This window comes from Sphingopyxis sp. TUF1, assembly GCF_036687315.1.
GTDB lineage: Bacteria > Pseudomonadota > Alphaproteobacteria > Sphingomonadales > Sphingomonadaceae > Sphingopyxis > Sphingopyxis kveilinensis.
On record NZ_CP144683.1, the window covers coordinates 3,315,539 to 3,333,495 of the forward strand.

Sequence of the window (17,957 nt, forward strand, 5' to 3'; positions counted from 1 at the left end):
CCCATTTTTCTTTACTATAAGTCCGATCAGCTGGCAGTCGTGGCCGCCGGGGCGCCGCCAGCCTTGGCGCGAATTGTCCACAGCTTCGCCAGGCGCGCGCGCGGCCCCTGCACCTTCGCCAAGCTTGCAATCGCCGCGTCATTCTGTCCGGCAAGAGCCTGAGCCACGCCCAGTCGATACTGCGCCATCTCATCCGTCGGCGCGGCTTTCAGCGCGGCTTCGTAAAGCGGAATCGCCTTCGCCGGCTGCCCCATACCGACGAGCACGTCGGCGGTCGACCGCGCCGCCTTAGGGTTGTTGAGCGTTGCGGGCTTGCTCGCATCTGCGGTCACCGCAGCGGCATCGGTGGCAGCGCGCGGCGTTTGCGCTTCCAGGATGTTACCGAAATGCGTGTCGCTTTTCGGGATCACGCCGCTATCCTGGCCTTGCTTGATGACGCTTACTACCTCGCCGGGATAGCCCGCTTCGACGCCGAGCGACGCATATTCGAGAAATTCGGGCCGCTGCGTCATCGAATTGGTCGCGCGCATCAGGCGCAGGATGTCGAGGTTGAGTTCCTTGTCGCCGCCCGACTGCTGCAGCAGGATATAGAGCGTGTTGCGCCAGGTCGCTGCGCTGGGATAATCCTCGACGCGCATCGTCAGCACGTCGAGCATCTCGTTGGTGCGCTTCGCTTGCTGAAAGGCCTGCGCCGGACGAACATACAGCTCTTCGGAAGGCTTGGTGCCGGCGGCGCGCGCCGCGTCGATACCGGCCTTTGCGATGGCCCAGCCCTGATCGACCTGCCCGCCCTTCAGATAGCTGTCCATCAGGATCGCCGAGAGAGCCGTTTCGGTCGAACCCGCGGCCTTTGCCGCCTCGAGCCGCTGGATCGCCTTGGGGTAATCTTTCGCGCCATAGGCAAAATTGCCTGAATAGAAATTATAGGCGGCGGCGTTCTCCGCCGGCGTCAGACCCGAATCGAGCATCGCGTCGAGCCCCTGCGCCTGCAGGGCCGTATCCTTGTTCAAAATGCCGAGCTGAAGCTGATAGAAGGCAACCAGATATTTGTCGTCGGGCACACTCGCGCTCGCTTGTCCTTCGGCAAGTGCCGCCTGGAGCGCCGCGGCATCCTTGGCGCCGGTTGCGTCGGTCATCTTCTTGAGCGCCGGGGCGAATCCCTTGCTGGGGCTAAGGCTCTTGCCCTTGGCGGCCTCTTCCTTCTTCGGCTTTTTCTGCGCCGCAGCGGGGGTCGCGGTCGTCATCAGCGCGCAGCCCAACACAGCGGCGATCGCCGTTGCGGGCATCGAGCGGAAACGCTTGAACATCGAAATCTCTCCTCTGAAACTCGTAGACCGTCCGCCGCGCAAACGGGGTCGGCCGCGCATCGTTAACGCGGCTAAACCCGTCGCGTTGCCATGGCAAGACAGCTGCAATCGATATTTCTCTGGCGGGGTGCGGCTGAATGGAAATTGAACCCGCCGCGGGGTCAGGCGATCTCGTCTATCACCCGGTTGATCGCGCGCAGCACGGCGGGATCGCCCGGCGCGCCCGACATCGCCGTTTCGGCGAGTTCGATGAGCGGGATGACGCCGAATGTCGCCGACAGGCTTTTCAGGCGGAGCGCCGCCATTTCCCAGTTGGCGTCGCATCGTGCGCGGCGCAGCAGATCGGCAAGCTCGCGCGCGCCATCGGTGAACGCCTTGCGCAGATCTGCGGCCATGGCCGGATCGTCGCCGAAGGCCGCACTCAAAGTCCGGTCGAGGGGGCCGCTGTCGAAGGACATTCCACAGCTTTGGCCCTGCGCGGTTAAGTTTCCGTTTCATGGCGGGCATTTGATGCTAAGATCGCACGATGACGGGCGAAAAGAAGATCGTTGGATTGTGGCGGGATTCCGCGGCAAATCAGGATGCGGACAGCGCGGCTTCGGCCGAGACGGCGGTGCCCGACGGCGCGCCCGCGCCCGAAGCCGAGGCGGCGAGCGACCGCGACTGGCTGGACAGGACGGCGCTGCACGACTCTGGCGAAGTCCCTGCCGAGGATATTGCCCCGTCGGCATGGCGCGATCGCGCCGGCCCGGCCTTTCTGATCCTTCTCGCGATCGGATGGACGGCGTTTGCGCTGAGCGCCGCCACAGACGGTTTCGCCCGGCGAATAGCGCTCGCGGACTGGCCCGCGCACATCGCTGTCGTTGCAATGCCGCTGACATTGCTTGCCCTCGTCTGGATGCTGTGGTTGCGATCGGGGAAGTCCGAACAGGCGCGGTTCGCGCGCATCGCCGCGGCGCTGCGCGCCGAAAACCAGGCGCTGATCCAGTCGATGCACTCGCTCGGCCTGCACCTTGCCGACGCGCAAAAGCAGCTGAGCGAACAGGCGCGGATCGTGCAGCAGCTGGGCCATGATACGGTGATGCGGCTGGGCGAGAGCAGCGACAAGCTCGCGGGGAACGCGTCGGTGATCGCCAACGCGCACGACCAGCTCGCGCGGTCGGGCGATGTCGCCTTGCAGCGGATGGACGGTCTCCTCGCCGGGCTGCCGCGGATCGACGATGTGGCGCAGCGACTGGCGGTCAATTTCCGGGAAGCCGGACTGGTTGCGCACCAGCAGGGCGCGAATCTAGAAGCCAAACTTGCCGCGCTCGGCGAAGAGGCGGCGCGGGCAGCACAGGCGGGGCAGGCCTCGACCGAGGCGCTTCTCGAAGCGATCGTCGCGCTTCAGGAGCAAACGAAGGAGACCGAAAGCGCGCTGATTGCAACGTCGGCGGAGGTCACGGATGCGCATGGCGCCGCACTCGCGCGCGTGACCGAAGGCGCGGCGTCGGTGCGCAGCGCGATGACCGACACGCTCGCCGCCCTGACCGCACAAAGCGAGGAAAGCTGGCATCGCTTCCGCGAGGGTGTCGACACCGCCGCAGCGCAAATGGACGCCAGACTTGCGGCGGCGCGCGATGCCGGCGACGCGATGGGCGCACAGCTGTCGGCGCACGCCGACGCAAGCGACGCGCTTGCTGCGCGCCTCACCGCGCATGTCGCAGAGGTTGAGAAACAGCTCGAAGCGGTCAATACCAGCATTGAGACCAGCACGGGCAACATCAGCCGCTCGATTGACGACACCAAGGCGCAGCTCGGCGCGTTCATGGACAAGGTTCAGCGCGGCAACAGTTCGGCAGGCCAGCTCATCACCCACGCCGAATCGCTGTTGCTCGCGCTCGATGCGGTAACGCGCGAGCTCGACGAGACGCTGCCGCACGCGCTCGATCGCATTTCCTCGCACGGGAAAACGACGCAGTCGGCGCTGGCCGAAATCCGCCCGATGCTCGAAGCGTCGGAGCTGGTGGCGCAATCGACGGTGTCGCACGTCAACGCCGTGCAGGCGACGCTCAAGTCGAACGAAGACCAGATGGCCAGCCATGCGGCGAAGCAGCAGGCGCTGGTCGACCGCCTGAATGCTTCGCTCGCCGAGGCCGAAGCGGCGCTCGCCAAGCTGCGCGACGGCGCCGATGCGTTCAGCGAACAGGGCGGCGCGCGAATGGTTGCGACGCTGGCTGAGGTTCGCGCGACCGCCGATGCAGCGGCGAATGAGGCGCGGTTGACGCTGGAGAAGATCGTGGACGGCGCGCGCGAGACGATGAAGGCGACCGCGAGCGAGGCGATCGACGCCGCCTTCCAGACCGAAATCATGGCGCAGCTTGATGCGATCCAGACTGCATCGGAGCGCGCGGTTGCTGCCGCGAACAGCGCCGCCGACCGGCTGATGCATCAGCTGACCGCCATCATGGATACGAGCGCAAGCGTCGAACAGCGCGTAAGCGAAGCCGAGCAGGCAATCGCCGCGTCCGACCGCGACACGCTCGCCAAGCAGGCCGGCGTGCTCACCGAAGCGCTGAAATCGACCGCCATCGACGTCACCAAGATCTTGTCGAGCGAGATCAGCGATACCGCGTGGGATGCCTATTTGAAAGGCGATCGCGGCGTGTTTGCCCGCCGCGCGGTCAAGCTCGTCGAGAACAGCGAGGTCAAGGATATCCTCCGCCTCTATCAGAATGACGACGGCTTCCACGCCGCAGTCAATCAGTTCATCCACGATTTCGAAGCGATGCTCCGCCTGCTGATCGGCGCGCGCGACGGATCGGCGATCAGCGTGACTTTGTTGTCGTCGGACATCGGCAAGCTTTATGTAGCGCTGGCGCAGTCGATCGACCGGCTGCGGGGTTGACCGGTTCGCCCTCTCCCGCCGGCTGACAGCAGTTTTCGCCCTTTTGCGGACCTTTATTTCATCGTCATCCCGCGAATAGGGAAAGGTCTGGGATCCATCCCAAAGCCGACAAGCGATCGGCAAGCGTAATCTCGACTCACGCCCGTCCCGTGAGCACATCGGGATCGGCCCAGCCGTTCACATAGGCGACGTAATAAACCACAAACGCCACCGCCGCGACGATCGTCATCTGGAGCAGCGCGCGTCCGGGACGAAACCGCGCCGGGGCGCCGCGGTCCTGGCCTGCGACCAGCGGCTCGGCGTCATCGCTCGCGCGGCGGCCGTGGAAGGGCAGCACGAAGAAGGCGCTGAACACCCAGAAGAGCGTGAAGATCGCTAACGCAGACGTCCATTTCATCGGCTTGCCCTCAGATTTCGACGAGCATCACATCGACGACGGGTTTTTTCCCCGTCCAGTCGGTCGCGATCCGCCGGACGCCCAGCCGGATCGCCTCGCGCAGCTTTTCCTCGTCGCGCGCGGGGCCGGTCGCGGCCTGCTCGGCGGCTTCGCGCATTTCATCGATAAAGGCCGCGCGCTCGTCCTCGACCGGAACGCCGCGATAGCTGATCGCGCTGTCGACGAACCTTTTATCCGAAAAGATCACCGCAACCGTGATGTGGCCGTTGAGCGCCAGCTTGCGCCGCTCGCTCATCGTTTCGCCATCGGCGGGCAGGATGACGTCGCCGTCGAGGATCAGGCGCCCGGCGCGGACGCGCTCAACGATCTTCGCTGCGCCCGGTGCAAGACGCACAAGGTCGCCATTTTCCTGCACCAGCGTATCAGGAACGCCCCTCTCAAGCGCAAAGCGCGCCTGCTCGTGCATGTGGCGGATCTCGCCATGCACGGGGACGACCAGCTTCGGGCGCAGCCAGCCGTAAAGCGCGGCCAGCTCGGGCTGCCCCGGATGGCCGCTGACGTGGATATGCGCCTGTTTTTCGGTAACTGTCAGCACGTCCTTCGCCGCGAGCTGGTTCATGATCCGCCCGATCGCAACCTCGTTGCCGGGGATCTGCTTCGACGAAAAGACGACGGTGTCGCCCGCCTCCAGCTTGATCTGGTGGCCGTCGGCCGCCATGCGCGCGAGCGCGGCGCGCGGTTCGCCCTGCCCACCGGTAGCGATCACCATCACCTTGTCGCGCGGCAGGCGCATCGCCTCGTCGAAATCGACCGTCGGCGGGAAGTCTTTGAGATAGCCGACCGAACGCGCAACGCCGAGGATGCGGTCGAGCGAGCGCCCCGCGACACACAGGCTGCGTCCCGTCGCACGCGCGACTTCGCCCAGCGTCGCAAGGCGCGCAGCGTTCGAGGCAAAGGTGGTGACGACCACCCTCCCCTTGGCCTGCCCGACCGCCTGCTCCAATCCCGCGCGCAGCGCGCCTTCGCTGCCCGATTCCTCGGGATTGAAGGCGTTGGTTGAATCGCAAACAAGGACGTCGATGCCCTCGTCGCCGATTGCGCAGAGCGCCGCGGCGGTCGCGGGCACGCCCAGGATCGGCTCTTCGTCGAGTTTCCAGTCGCCGGTGTGAAAGACGCGGCCATAGGGTGTGTCGATCACCACCGCGCTCATTTCGAGGATCGAGTGCGCGAACGGGACCATGCGGATGCCAAACGGCCCGATGCGGAAGCTGTCGTCGATATCGACGACCTTGATATCGACCTCTTTCTCCAGCCCCTCTTCGGCAAGCTTGTGCGCGATCAGCCCCGCGGTGAAGCGGTTGGCGTAGAGCGGCACGCCAAGGTCGGCGGCGAGATAGGGGATGGCGCCGATATGGTCCTCATGCCCGTGCGTCAGGATGATGCCGAGCAGGTCGTCCTTGCGATCCTCGATGAACTCCAGGTCGGGCATGACGATGTCGATGCCCGGATAATCGTGGCTGCCAAAGGTCACGCCCAGGTCGAGCATGATCCATTTGCCGTCGCAGCCATAGAGATTGGCGTTCATGCCGATCTCGCCCGACCCGCCAAGCGCGAGAAAGAGAAGCTCCTTGCCGGGCTTTGTCATGCGCCGGGGCTCCGCCGGGCATGAAGGTGCATCAGGCCCATCAGCGTCAGGTCGGGCTCGATGCGGTCGAACAGATGCGCATGTTCTTCGAACAGCGTCGCGAGGCCGCCGGTCGCGACGACCGTCAGCGGCTTGCCGATTTCATTTTTCATGCGCCCTATTAGGCCTTCCATCATCGAAACATAGCCCCAATAGACGCCGATCAGCATCTGGCTTTCAGTCGTGCGCCCGATCACGCTGGCGCTCGCAGGCGCCTCGATCGCGATACGCGGCAGCTTGGCGGCCGCGGCCACGAGCGCTTCCAGCGACAGATTGACCCCCGGCGCGATGATCCCGCCGAGATAGGCGCCGTCGGGGCCGATATGATCGAGCGTCGTCGCGGTGCCGAAGCTGATGACAAGCTTGTCCTTGCCCGGCTCGACCGCCTGCGCCGCAATCGCGTTGACCGCGCGATCGGCGCCCACCGATTGCGGCTCGTCGACCTTGAGCGCGATGCCCCAGCTCACCGGTTCGCGCCCGGCGACCAGCGCATCGACGCCGAAATATTTATGCGCCAGCAGTTGCAGATTGTGGAGCGCACGCGGGACGACTGTCGAGATGATCACAGCATCAACATCGCCGCGATCATGCCGCTCGATCCGCATCAGCTGGTCGAGCCACACCATATATTCGTCGGCGGTGCGGCGGTCGTCGGTGGCGATGCGCCAGCGCGCGAGCAGTTCGGCGCCGCGAAACAGCGCGAATTTGGCGTTGGTGTTGCCGACATCGATCGCGAGCAGCATGGCGTTATCCTTCAACCACCGGGCGACGTAGCTCGACATCCCCCGCATGAATCAGCATGGTCTCCCGACCGTCGCGGCGCAAGCGCAGCGCGCCGTCCTGGGCGAGACCGTCGAAAAAACCGTCGATGCCCTGCTCCGACACCCGCAGCGGCGTGCCGACGGGGTGTGCGAGCGGCAGCCAGGCGCACACGACGCTCGCGACCCCCTCCTGCCGCCAGGTCCAAAGCGCGTCTATCATCGCGATGCCGAGCGCGTTTGCGAAATGATCGCGGTCGACGGCAGCACCCTTGCCGGACAGCGTTGCGGTGGGGCGGTCGGGCAGTTCGGGCGCGGTAACAAGGTTGACGCCGATGCCGATCACCACCGAATTGCCGGTGCGCTCCATCAATATGCCCGCGCACTTCGCGCCATCGATCAGCAGGTCGTTCGGCCATTTGAGCAGGGCGCCGACATCGGGTGCCAATGCCGCCACCGTCTTAGCGAGCGCAACCCCCGCGACCAGCGCGAGCGTCGCCGCCGACGGGTCGCCGACCGTCAGGTGGACGACCGTCGATCCCATGAAATTGCCTTGCCCGTCGCCCCAAGCGCGGCCGAGGCGCCCGCGCCCGGAGGTCTGACGATCGGCGACCAGCCAATGCCCCTCGCCGACATGCTCGCCGCCTGCCAGCCGCGCCAGCAGGTCGGCGTTGGTCGAACCTGTCTGCGCGATCCGCTCGATCGGCGGGATCAGAACAGCACCGCGGCGGCGCTGGCCGATACGACCGCCAGCACGGGAATGAACAGATAGCCGATAACCGAGAGCCACAGGGCACTCGCGGTGATCACCGCATCCTCGACGATCGCACCGCCACCTTTCGGGAATTCGGTGTCCGATTTGTCATCGAAATACATCATCTTGATTATCGCGATATAATAGAAGGCGCCGATCACCGATGCAACGATGCCCGCAACCGCCAGCGGCACGAGGTTCGCGTTCACCGCGGCCTCGAACACCAGATATTTCGGCCAGAAGCCGAAGAGCGGCGGAATACCGGCGAGGCTGAACATGAACACCGCCATTGCGGCAGCAAGGCCCGGGCGGCGCTGCGACAGGCCCGCGAGAGCGGGAATGCTCTCGACCGGATTGCCGTCGGCATCGCGCAGTTGCAGGACGACGAGGAAGGCGCCGAGCGTCGTGACGACATAGACGAGCAGATAGGTCAGCACACTCTCGACCCCCTGCTGCGTCTCCGCAGCAAGGCCGATCAGCATGAAGCCGACGTTGTTGATCGACGAATAGGCGAGCAGGCGCTTGATATTCTTCTGCCCGATCGCGCCGACCGCGCCGAGGATGATCGAAGCGAGCGCGAGGAAGATGACGATCTGCTGCCAGGCGCCGACTGCGGGGCCCATCGCGTCGATGACAACGCGCGTCATCAGCGCCATCGCCGCCACTTTGGGGGCGCTGGCGAAGAAGGTCGTCACCGGGGTTGGCGCGCCTTCGTAAACGTCGGGGGTCCACATATGGAACGGCACGGCGCTGATCTTGAAGCCCAGTCCCGCGAGAACGAACACGATACCGAAGATCAGGCCGATGTTGAGCTCGCCGCCCATCGCCGCGGCGATGCCCGCAAAATCGGTCGTGCCGGTGAAGCCATAGAGCAGCGAGATACCATAAAGCAGCATCCCCGACGCCAGCGCGCCGAGGACGAAATATTTGAGCCCGGCTTCGCTCGAGCGTTCATCGGTGCGCATGAAGCTCGCGAGCACATAGGCGGCCAGGCTGTTGAGCTCGAGCCCGACATAGAGCGTCATCAGGTCACGCGACGAGGCCATGATGCCCATGCCGAGCGCCGCGAACAGGATCAGCGTCGGATATTCGGCGCGCATCGCGCCGTTGAAAAAGCGTGGTGCGATGATGATGCAGATGAAGCTCGCGGCATAGATCAGCAGCTTGGCGAACCCGCCGAAGGCATCGACCGACAGCGTGCCCGAAAACACCGTCGCCTCGACGCCGAACAGCGCGACCACGGCCGCGGCCGCGGCGGCAAGCGTGAGCAACGAGCTGAGCTGATAGATGCCGACTTGCCGGTCCCCCATGAAGGTGCCGAGCATCAAGGTGATCAACCCGCCGATCGTCAGGATCAGCTCGGGCCAGATGAGCGCGAGATCCGCGGTCATTGGACGCCTCCCGCATGGCTCGATCCGTGGGCGGTTTCACCATGCGCCGCGGCGGGCTTCGGCTTGCCGGCGGCAAGATGCGCATCGCCTGCGGGCTTTGCCGGGGCGAGGCGCGCGACCACGGCGGTCACATCGCCGCGCATCGGCGCGAGGAAGCTTTCGGGATAGACGCCCATCCAGAGCGCCACGGCAGCAAGCGGCGCCATGATCGCCCATTCGCGTGCGTTGAGATCGCGCATCGCCTTCACATCGTCCTTGGTAAGTTCGCCGAATACGACGCGGCGATAGAGATAGAGCATATAAGCGGCGCCGAGGATGATGCCCGTGGTGCAAACGAACGCGACGACGCTCGACGCTTCATAGATGCCGAGCAGGCTCAGGAATTCGCCGACGAAGCCGCTGGTGCCTGGCAGGCCGATCGACGCCATCGTGAACAGCATGAAGAACAGCGCATAGGCCGGCATGTTGACCGCGAGGCCGCCGTAACGGTCGATCTCGCGCGTGTGGAGCCGGTCATAGATCACGCCGACGCAGAAGAAGAGCGCGGCCGAAACGACACCATGGCTGAGCATGATGATCAGCGCGCCTTCGATCCCCTGCTGGTTGAACGCGAACAGTCCCGCGGTGACGATCGCCATATGCGCAACCGACGAATAGGCGATCAGCTTCTTCATGTCGTTCTGCACCAGCGCGACGAGGCTGGTATAGACCACCGCGACCATCGACAAGCCGAACACGAGCCACATCAGCTGCGCCGAGGCGTCGGGGAACATCGGCATCATGAAGCGGATGAAGCCGTAGGCGCCGAGCTTCAATAGCACGCCCGCAAGGATCATCGAACCCGCGGTCGGCGCCTGCACATGCGCGTCGGGAAGCCAGGTGTGGACGGGCCACATCGGCATCTTGACCGCGAGGCTGGCGAAGAAGGCGAGCCAGAGCCATGTCTGCATCTGGGCCGGGAAGTCATAGTTGAGCAGTGTCGGAATGTCGGTCGTGCCCGCTTCGGCGATCATCGCAATCATCGCGATCAGCATCAGCACCGACCCGAGCAGCGTGTAGAGGAAGAATTTGAACGCCGCATATTTGCGGTTCGCGCCGCCCCAGATGCCGATGATGAAATACATCGGGATCAGGCCGGCTTCGAAGAAGATGTAAAAGAGCAGCAGATCCTGCGCCATGAAGACGCCGATCATCACGACTTCCATGATCAGGAACATCGCCATGTAGAGTCCAACGCGCTGTTTGATCGCGTCCCAGCTCGCAAGGATGCAGAGCGGCATCAGGAAGACGCTGAGCATGATAAGCATCAGCGCCATGCCGTCGATGCCGAGCGCCCACTGGAAACGCCCGAACAGGTCGGCGCTTTCGGTGAACTGCCACTGCGCGCCGCCGATGTCGAAATTGGCCCAGAGTACGACGCCCAGCGCAAAGTCGATCAAGGTTGCGACGAGCGCGATCATCCGCGCATTACGGTCGCCCGCATAGAGGCAGAGGATGGCGGCGACCAAGGGGACCGCCAGCATCAGCGAAAGAATGGGAAAGCCGCTCACAGGAAATTCACCATGGCCCAGCTGGCGAGGCCGACAAGACCGAGCAGCATCACAAACGCATATCCATAAACATAACCCGATTGCAGCCGGACCGCGAGCCGCGTTCCCCCCGCGACGAGCGCCGCGGCGCCATCGGGCCCGAAGCGGTCGATGGTGCCTTCATCCCCGCGCTTCCAGAAGAAGCGACCGATCGCGAAGGCGGGCTTCACGAAGAGGATGTTATAGAGCTCGTCGAAATACCATTTGTTGTAAAGAAACTGGTGTAGCAGCCTGAACTGCGCCACGAAGCGCGCCGGCAGCGTGGTGTTGCGGATATAGCTGTTCCACGCGAGGAAAAGCCCGATCGCCATCACCGTAAACGGCGTCCACTTCACCCAGGTCGGCACTTCGTGCGCGAGGTGCATCAGATGCTCGTCGAACGCGATGCTACCCGCCCAGAAAGCCACGCCTTCTTCGGGATAGATAAAGGGGTGTGCGAAAACGAAGCCCGCAAACACCGCCCCGAGCGACAGCACGCCGAGCGGGATCAGCATCGAGATCGGGCTTTCGTGCGGATGATAGCCCGCAGTGCCGTCGCCATGCGCTTCATAATGATGCGCGTGCGCATGATCGTCGCCCGCATGTTCGTCCGATGGGTGATCATGATGATCGCCATGGACCGCATGCTGGATATGCTCGCTCTGTTCCCAGCGCGGCTTGCCGTAGAAGGTCAGGAAGACGAGGCGCCACGAATAGAAGCTGGTGAGTAGCGCGGCAAATATGCCGACCCAAAAAGCGACCACCCCGCCGCCGCCAGCGGCAAAGGCCGCTTCGAGGATGCCGTCCTTCGAATGGAAGCCTGCGAAGCCCGCAACCCCGGCGATACCGACGCCGGTAATCGCCAGCGTGCCCATCATCATCGCCCAGAAGGTGAGCGGGATATGTTTCCGCAGGCCGCCATAATAACGCATGTCCTGTTCATGGTGCATCGCATGGATCACCGAACCAGCACCGAGGAACAGCAAAGCCTTGAAGAAGGCGTGCGTAAACAGGTGGAACATCGCCGCGCCATAGGCGCCGACGCCCGCGGCAAAGAACATATAGCCGAGCTGCGAGCAGGTCGAATAGGCGATGACGCGCTTGATGTCCCACTGCGTCGTGCCGACCGTTGCCGCGAACAGGCAGGTTGCCGCGCCGACGAAGGTGACGACGCCAAGCGCAATCGGAGCGGTCTCGAACATCGGCGACAGGCGGCACACCATGAAAACGCCCGCGGTGACCATCGTCGCGGCGTGGATCAGCGCCGACACCGGCGTCGGGCCTTCCATCGCGTCGGGAAGCCAAGTGTGCAGGCCAAGCTGCGCCGACTTGCCCATCGCGCCGATGAACAAGAGCAGGCAGAGGATCGTCATTGTGTCGAGACGCATCCCCATGAAGGTGATCGTCGACCCCGCCATGCCCGGCGCGGCCGCTAGAATCTCGGGGATCGAGACGGTGCCGAACACCAGAAAGGTGCCGAAGATGCCGAGCATGAAGCCCAGGTCACCCACGCGGTTCACGACGAACGCCTTGATCGCGGCGGCATTGGCGCTCGGCTTCTTGTACCAGAAGCCGATGAGCAGATAGGAGGCAAGGCCGACGCCTTCCCAGCCGAAGAACATCTGGACCAGATTGTTCGCGGTCACGAGCATCAGCATCGCGAAGGTGAAGAGCGAGAGATAGGCGAAGAAGCGCGGCTGGTCCGGATCCTCCTCCATATAGCCCCAGCTATACAGGTGGACGAGCACTGAAACCGTGGTGATGACGACGAGCATCACCGCGGTCAGTGTGTCGACGCGCAGTTCCCAGTTAAACTGGAGCGCGCCCGAGCTGACCCAGTGCAGCACGGTCACGACCTCGGCCTCGCCGGTGCCCATCACAAACGACAGGAAGATCGGCCAGCTCAAGGCGCAGCTGGTGAAGAGCGCGCCCGTCGTCAGGATCTTCGACGCGATGGGGCCGATGGCGCGCTGGCCAAGCCCTGCGACAAGCGCCGCGAGCAGCGGCAGGAAAACGATCGCCTGGATCATGCGAAAACTCCGTCGCCCCAGCGAAAGCTGGGGCCGCTAACGGCCTGACGGAGCGTTGCCGCGCGGGCGATCCCAGCTTTCGCTGGGATGACGAGGATGGTGTTGATCACCGGCTTACCCCTTCATCCGGTTAGCATCGTCGACGGCAATGGTGCCGCGGCCGCGGAAATAGATCACGAGAATGGCCAGCCCGATCGCCGCTTCGCCGGCGGCAACGGTCAGCACGAACATAGAGAACACCTGCCCCACGAGGTCGCCCAGCGCGGCGCTGAACGCGACGAGGTTGATGTTCACCGCCAGCAGAATGAGCTCGATCGCCATCAGGATGACGATGATATTCTTGCGGTTGATAAAGATGCCGAGCACGCCGAGCGTGAACAGCACCGCCGAAACGGCGAGATAATGGCCGACCGAAATCACAGCTCAACCCCCTGCCCGGTTCCCGGATCGACAAGGCGCGTCGCATCCTCCGGACGACGGCGCACCTGCTGCGAAATATTCTGCGCGCGCACCCCGCCCCGCTGGCGATGCGTCAGCACGATCGCGCCGATCATCGCGACGAGCAGGACGATGCCCGCCGCTTCGAACAGGAAGATATATTTCGTGTAGAGCAGCTCGCCGATCTGCTGGATATTGCTTTTGTCGCTGACGACGGGCGCAGCGCGCGCGGCCAGATCGACCCCGCCGGCGCTCCACGCGCCGACCGCGAACACCAGTTCGGCCGCGAGGATGATCGCGACAAGCGCGCCGAGCGGCAGATAGCGCACGAAACCCGCGCGCAGCTCGGCGAAATCGATGTCGAGCATCATCACGACGAACAGGAACAGCACCGCGACCGCGCCGACATAAACAATGACGAGCAGCATCGCGATGAACTCCGCCCCCGCGAGCAGCATCAGCCCCGCCGCGTTGAAGAAGGCAAGGATCAGCCACATCACGCTGTGGACCGGGTTACGCGCGAAAATCACCATTGCGCCGGACGCGATGACGATCGTCGCAAAAAGGTAAAAGGCGATAAGCTGAATCATGTGCGCGCGCCCTTATCGATAGGGCGCGTCGGCGGCAAGGTTGGCCGCAATCGCGCGTTCCCATTTGTCGCCGTTGGCGAGCAGCTTGGCCTTGTCATAGAGCAGTTCCTCGCGCGTTTCGGTCGCGAATTCGAAGTTCGGCCCCTCGACGATCGCATCGACCGGGCACGCTTCCTGGCAAAAGCCGCAATAGATGCATTTCGTCATATCGATGTCATAGCGCGTCGTGCGGCGCGAACCATCGTCGCGGGGTTCGGCTTCGATCGTGATCGCCTGCGCCGGGCACACTGCTTCGCAGAGCTTGCACGCGATGCAGCGTTCCTCGCCGTTCGGATAACGGCGCAGCGCATGTTCACCGCGGAAACGAGGACTCAGCGGGTTCTTCTCGAACGGATAGTTGATCGTCGCCTTCGGCTTGAAGAAATATTTGAGCGTGAGGGCGTGCGCCTTCACAAACTCCCACAAGGTGAAGCTTTTGATCAGGTGGGCAATGGTGCTCACTGTACAGTCTCGCTTTGCTTGAACTTGCAGAGGCCGATGGCCCTGGCTTCCACCGGATGGTGGCCGACTGGCCAGCGCTCGACGATAAGATATCCCCATTCAGGGGCCGTCCTATTTCGGTCGTCATAGTGGAGACGGTAGGTATAATTCATTGCGTGTCTCGTGACCGTCTTCGTGGAATAACTTAGCCAGACATTTTCATAGTCACGACGGAGATGTTGTTCCTGTGGGGACGGGTAACGCTCATCATCGCCGGAAATCGTCCAACGATAAACGGATTCTTCCCGGCCATTCACCATAATCGGCACGGCTTCGAGTTCTATTGCCAGTTTCGTGCGCGCGCCATCTTCCGCATTCATGTCACACGACGTGCTGCGGGAAACGATTGGCCGGGGCGGTATTGGCGGCGGTGGCGTCATCGCCATGAGAACGGCGCTCATCATGCCCCATACCTCGTCAGCATCAGATAGCCGGAGATCAGGAATACCCAGAAGAGCGAGATCGGCAGGAAGATTTTCCAGCCCAGCCGCATCAGCTGGTCGTAGCGATAGCGCGGAACGGTCGCCTTCACCCAGCTGAAGAAGAAGAAGAAGAACAATATCTTCGCGAACAGCCAGATGATGCCGGGGACGGCATAGAGCGGCGCCCAGTCGACCGGGGGCAACCAGCCGCCCCAGAAGAGCACCGCGTTGAGCGTGCACATCAGAAGGACGTTGGCATATTCGCCGAGCCAGAAGAGCGCGAAGCTCATCGACGAATATTCGGTCTGATACCCCGCGACGAGTTCGCTTTCCGCTTCGGTCAGGTCGAACGGCGCGCGCGCGGTTTCGGCTAGCGACGAGATCAGGAACATCACTGCGAGCGGAAACAGCAACAGGTTGAAGCCGAAGGCGTTGACGATGCCGAGCCCGTGACCCTGCTGCGCCTTGACGATCTCGTTCATGTTGAAGCTGTCGGCGAACAGCACGACGCCGATCAGGATGAAGCCGATCGAGACTTCATAAGAGATCATCTGCGCCGACGCACGGAGCGCCGAAAAGAAGGGATATTTCGAGTTCGAAGCCCAGCCTGACAGGATCACGCCGTAAACACCGAGCGACGAGATCGCGAGGATGTAGAGCAGCCCGACGTTGATGTCCGCGAGCACCGCGCCCGAATTGAACGGGATCACTGCCCAGGCGAGCAGCGCCACCGTGAACGTAATGATCGGCGCGATCAGGAACAGCCCGCGGTTGGCCGAAGTCGGGATGATCGTTTCCTGCAGAAACACCTTCAAACCGTCGGCGAACGATTGCAGCAGCCCGAAAGGACCAACGACGTTCGGGCCTCGGCGCAGCGCGATCGCCGCCCAGATCTTGCGGTCGGCATAGATGATCATCGCGACCGCGAGCATCAGCGGCAGCGCGATGAGCAGGATGCCGCAAATTGTTGCGACACCCCACGCCCAGTTCGGGTCCATGCCCCAGGAAATGAAGGTCTCGGTCATTTCTTCGTGCCGTCCTGGTTGCGCCAGCCGTTATGCGGGCCGGGCTTGTCCGACTTGCCCTTGGGGTTGAAACCCCGCCAGACCGAATAGCCCATCCCGACGAACAGGATGGACGCGATCGCATGTACCGGGGTCATTCGGCCGCCTCCGCAAAGTCCGCGCCATGGATCAACTCTTCCGAGCAGCGCTGCATCGTCGGCGACGCGCGGCAGATGGCGTTGGTGAGGTAGAAATCCTTGATCGGCGACGGGATCGCACGCGCGTCGGGCTTTGTGGGAAGCTTCGGCAAGCCCTTAAAGTCCTTTGGCCAGCCAAAATCGGCAAGGCCTTCGACGCCGAGCGCGGGCACCGCCGCGATCATCGCCGCGCGGCACTCGTCGAAGCTGTCGAACCCGACATTCACGCCAAGTGCATCGGCCAAAGCCCGGAAAATGCTCCAGTCTTCGCGCGCGTCGCCCGGCGCGAACACGGCTTTCTCGCTGCGCTGGACGCGACCCTCGGTGTTGACCGTGGTGAAGTCCTTTTCGGTCCACGCGGCGGCGGGCAGGATGACGTCGCCGGCGTGCGCACCCTTGTCGCCATGATGGCCGACATAGACTTTGAACGTATCGGGCAGCGCCGCAAAATCGACCTCGTCGGCGCCGAGGAAAAAAGCGAGCTTCGGTTTCGCCGCGATCACATCCTTGATCCCGCCGGGCAGTCCGTAACCGAGCATCAGCGACCCCATGCGCGCGGCCGAGAAATGCACGACGTTAAAGCCGTTCCAGCCGTCCTTGACCGCGTTCACTGCCTTGGCGAGCGCGAGGCCCGCGCCGTGAACGCCGGGCACCGACAAGGCGCCGCCGCCGAAGATCAGCATCGGCCGCTCGGCGCCCTTCAGCGCGTCGAGCACATGCGCGGGCAGCTTCGCGACGAGCGAGGCATCGTCGCCGAGCCACTCGGTCTTGTAGGTGAGGTCGGTTTCGGGGCCGATCGCAAAGACCTTCGCGCCCTTTTTCCACACCGCCTTGCGGACGCGCGTGTTGATCAGCGGCGCTTCCCAGCGCAGGTTCGTGCCGACGAGCAGGATCACATCGGCGTTCTCGGCTTCGGCGATCGTCGTGTTGAAATTGACCGCCGACAGGCTGGTGACGTCATAGTCGAGGCCCGTCTGGCGCCCTTCGAGCAGATTGCCGCCGAGCGCCGTCACCAGCGCCTTAGCCGCGAACATCGTCTCGCAATCGGCTAGGTCGCCCGCAATCGCGGCGACCGACGACCCGGCGTTCACTGCCTTGATCGCCTCAAACGCTTCGGCCCATGTCGCTTCGACCATCTGGCCGCCCTTGCGGACATAGGGCCGGTCGAGGCGGCGGCGGACAAGCCCGTCGACATGGTGGCGCGTCTTGTCGCTCGCCCATTCCTCGTTTACATCGTCGTTGACACGCGGCAGCACGCGCAGCACCTGCCGCCCGCGACTGTCGATACGGACGTTGGTGCCGACCGCGTCCATCATGTCGATGCCGAGCGTCTTGGTGAGTTCCCACGGCCGCGCCTCGAACGCATAGGGTTTGCTGGTCAGCGCGCCCACCGGGCAGAGATCAACAATATTGCCCGACAGCTCGCTCGCAACCGCATGTTCCAGATAGGAGGTGATCTGCATATTCTCGCCGCGATAGATCGCGCCGATGTCTTCCACGCCCGCGACTTCTTCGGCAAAGCGGACGCAGCGCGTACACTGAATGCAGCGGGTCATCACCGTCTTGACGATCGGGCCCATATATTTCTCGGTGACCGCGCGCTTGTTTTCTTCGAAGCGCGTCGCGCCGCGGCCATAGGCGATGCTCTGGTCCTGCAGGTCGCATTCGCCGCCCTGATCGCAGATCGGACAGTCGAGCGGGTGGTTGATGAGCAGGAACTCCATCACCCCTTCGCGCGCCTTCTTCACCATCGGGCTGTCGGTCTTGATCACCTGCCCTTCGGCCGTCGGCAGCGCGCACGACGCCTGCGGCTTTGGCGGGCCCGGCGACACTTCGACGAGGCACATGCGGCAATTGCCAGCGATCGACAGGCGTTCGTGGTAGCAGAAGCGCGGAATTTCCTTCCCTGCCATCTCGCACGCCTGCAAGACGGTCGCACCCTGCGGAACGTCGATTTCTACGCCATCTACGGTAACTTTAGGCATAATGC

Annotated in this window: 17 protein-coding genes; 1 reads left to right on the forward strand and 16 read right to left on the reverse strand. The window is 63.6% G+C overall.

All coding sequences use genetic code 11. The features are described 5' to 3' along the window. Window positions 1-26: 26 nt before the first annotated feature. On the reverse strand, window positions 27-1,307 hold the full coding sequence (locus VSX77_RS15565; protein WP_338425516.1) for a tetratricopeptide repeat protein: 1,281 nt from the start codon (window positions 1,305-1,307) through the stop codon (window positions 27-29). A gap of 161 nt (window positions 1,308-1,468) precedes the next feature. After that, window positions 1,469-1,765 (reverse strand): Hpt domain-containing protein, encoded by a 297-nt coding sequence (locus VSX77_RS15570; RefSeq protein WP_338425517.1) that lies wholly within the window; start codon window positions 1,763-1,765, stop codon window positions 1,469-1,471. Window positions 1,766-1,833: 68 nt separating this feature from the next. On the opposite strand from VSX77_RS15570, the gene VSX77_RS15575 reads away from it, so the two are divergent. Next, a complete protein-coding gene (locus VSX77_RS15575; protein ID WP_338425518.1) occupies window positions 1,834-4,194 on the forward strand; it encodes a hypothetical protein in 2,361 nt (786 codons plus the stop codon). 136 nt (window positions 4,195-4,330) lie between these two features. Here the strand turns inward: VSX77_RS15575 and VSX77_RS15580 are convergent, their stop codons facing one another. From VSX77_RS15580 to nuoG, 14 genes are all read right to left on the reverse strand, one after another. Further along, on the reverse strand, window positions 4,331-4,591 hold the full coding sequence (locus VSX77_RS15580; RefSeq protein ID WP_338425519.1) for a DUF1467 family protein: 261 nt from the start codon (window positions 4,589-4,591) through the stop codon (window positions 4,331-4,333). A 10-nt stretch (window positions 4,592-4,601) separates the two neighbouring features. Continuing rightward, a complete protein-coding gene (locus tag VSX77_RS15585) occupies window positions 4,602-6,236 on the reverse strand; it encodes a ribonuclease J (protein WP_338425520.1) in 1,635 nt (544 codons plus the stop codon). After that, on the reverse strand, window positions 6,233-7,018 hold the full coding sequence (locus tag VSX77_RS15590) for a type III pantothenate kinase (protein WP_338425521.1): 786 nt from the start codon (window positions 7,016-7,018) through the stop codon (window positions 6,233-6,235). Before VSX77_RS15590 ends, VSX77_RS15585 begins: the two co-directional genes overlap by 4 nt. Before the next feature lie 4 nt (window positions 7,019-7,022). After that, window positions 7,023-7,823 carry a biotin--[acetyl-CoA-carboxylase] ligase gene (locus VSX77_RS15595; protein ID WP_338425522.1) on the reverse strand — a complete coding sequence of 267 codons (801 nt, stop codon included), beginning with the start codon at window positions 7,821-7,823 and terminating at the stop codon, window positions 7,023-7,025. Continuing rightward, a complete protein-coding gene (gene nuoN, locus VSX77_RS15600; RefSeq protein ID WP_338425523.1) occupies window positions 7,745-9,178 on the reverse strand; it encodes an NADH-quinone oxidoreductase subunit NuoN in 1,434 nt (477 codons plus the stop codon). Before nuoN ends, VSX77_RS15595 begins: the two co-directional genes overlap by 79 nt. Then, entirely contained in the window at window positions 9,175-10,728 is a 1,554-nt protein-coding gene (locus tag VSX77_RS15605; protein ID WP_338425524.1) for an NADH-quinone oxidoreductase subunit M, read from the reverse strand. The genes nuoN and VSX77_RS15605 overlap by 4 nt, the downstream gene beginning before the upstream one ends. Then, a complete protein-coding gene (gene nuoL, locus VSX77_RS15610; RefSeq protein WP_338425525.1) occupies window positions 10,725-12,776 on the reverse strand; it encodes an NADH-quinone oxidoreductase subunit L in 2,052 nt (683 codons plus the stop codon). The genes VSX77_RS15605 and nuoL overlap by 4 nt, the downstream gene beginning before the upstream one ends. A 114-nt stretch (window positions 12,777-12,890) precedes the next feature. After that, window positions 12,891-13,196: an NADH-quinone oxidoreductase subunit NuoK gene (gene nuoK, locus VSX77_RS15615; RefSeq protein ID WP_003051614.1), complete on the reverse strand. Its 306-nt coding sequence runs from the start codon at window positions 13,194-13,196 to the stop codon at window positions 12,891-12,893. After that, window positions 13,193-13,804, reverse strand: coding sequence for an NADH-quinone oxidoreductase subunit J (locus VSX77_RS15620; protein ID WP_338425526.1), 612 nt, complete (start codon window positions 13,802-13,804; stop codon window positions 13,193-13,195). The genes nuoK and VSX77_RS15620 overlap by 4 nt, the downstream gene beginning before the upstream one ends. 12 nt (window positions 13,805-13,816) lie before the next feature. Then, window positions 13,817-14,305, reverse strand: coding sequence for an NADH-quinone oxidoreductase subunit NuoI (nuoI, locus tag VSX77_RS15625; RefSeq protein WP_137869810.1), 489 nt, complete (start codon window positions 14,303-14,305; stop codon window positions 13,817-13,819). Then, a complete protein-coding gene (locus VSX77_RS15630; RefSeq protein WP_338425527.1) occupies window positions 14,302-14,748 on the reverse strand; it encodes a hypothetical protein in 447 nt (148 codons plus the stop codon). The genes nuoI and VSX77_RS15630 overlap by 4 nt, the downstream gene beginning before the upstream one ends. After that, a complete protein-coding gene (nuoH, locus tag VSX77_RS15635) occupies window positions 14,745-15,791 on the reverse strand; it encodes an NADH-quinone oxidoreductase subunit NuoH (RefSeq protein WP_338425528.1) in 1,047 nt (348 codons plus the stop codon). Before nuoH ends, VSX77_RS15630 begins: the two co-directional genes overlap by 4 nt. Then, on the reverse strand, window positions 15,788-15,928 hold the full coding sequence (locus VSX77_RS15640) for a hypothetical protein (protein WP_156420603.1): 141 nt from the start codon (window positions 15,926-15,928) through the stop codon (window positions 15,788-15,790). The genes nuoH and VSX77_RS15640 overlap by 4 nt, the downstream gene beginning before the upstream one ends. Beyond that, on the reverse strand, window positions 15,925-17,952 hold the full coding sequence (gene nuoG, locus VSX77_RS15645) for an NADH-quinone oxidoreductase subunit NuoG (protein WP_338425529.1): 2,028 nt from the start codon (window positions 17,950-17,952) through the stop codon (window positions 15,925-15,927). The genes VSX77_RS15640 and nuoG overlap by 4 nt, the downstream gene beginning before the upstream one ends. Window positions 17,953-17,957: the final 5 nt, after the last annotated feature.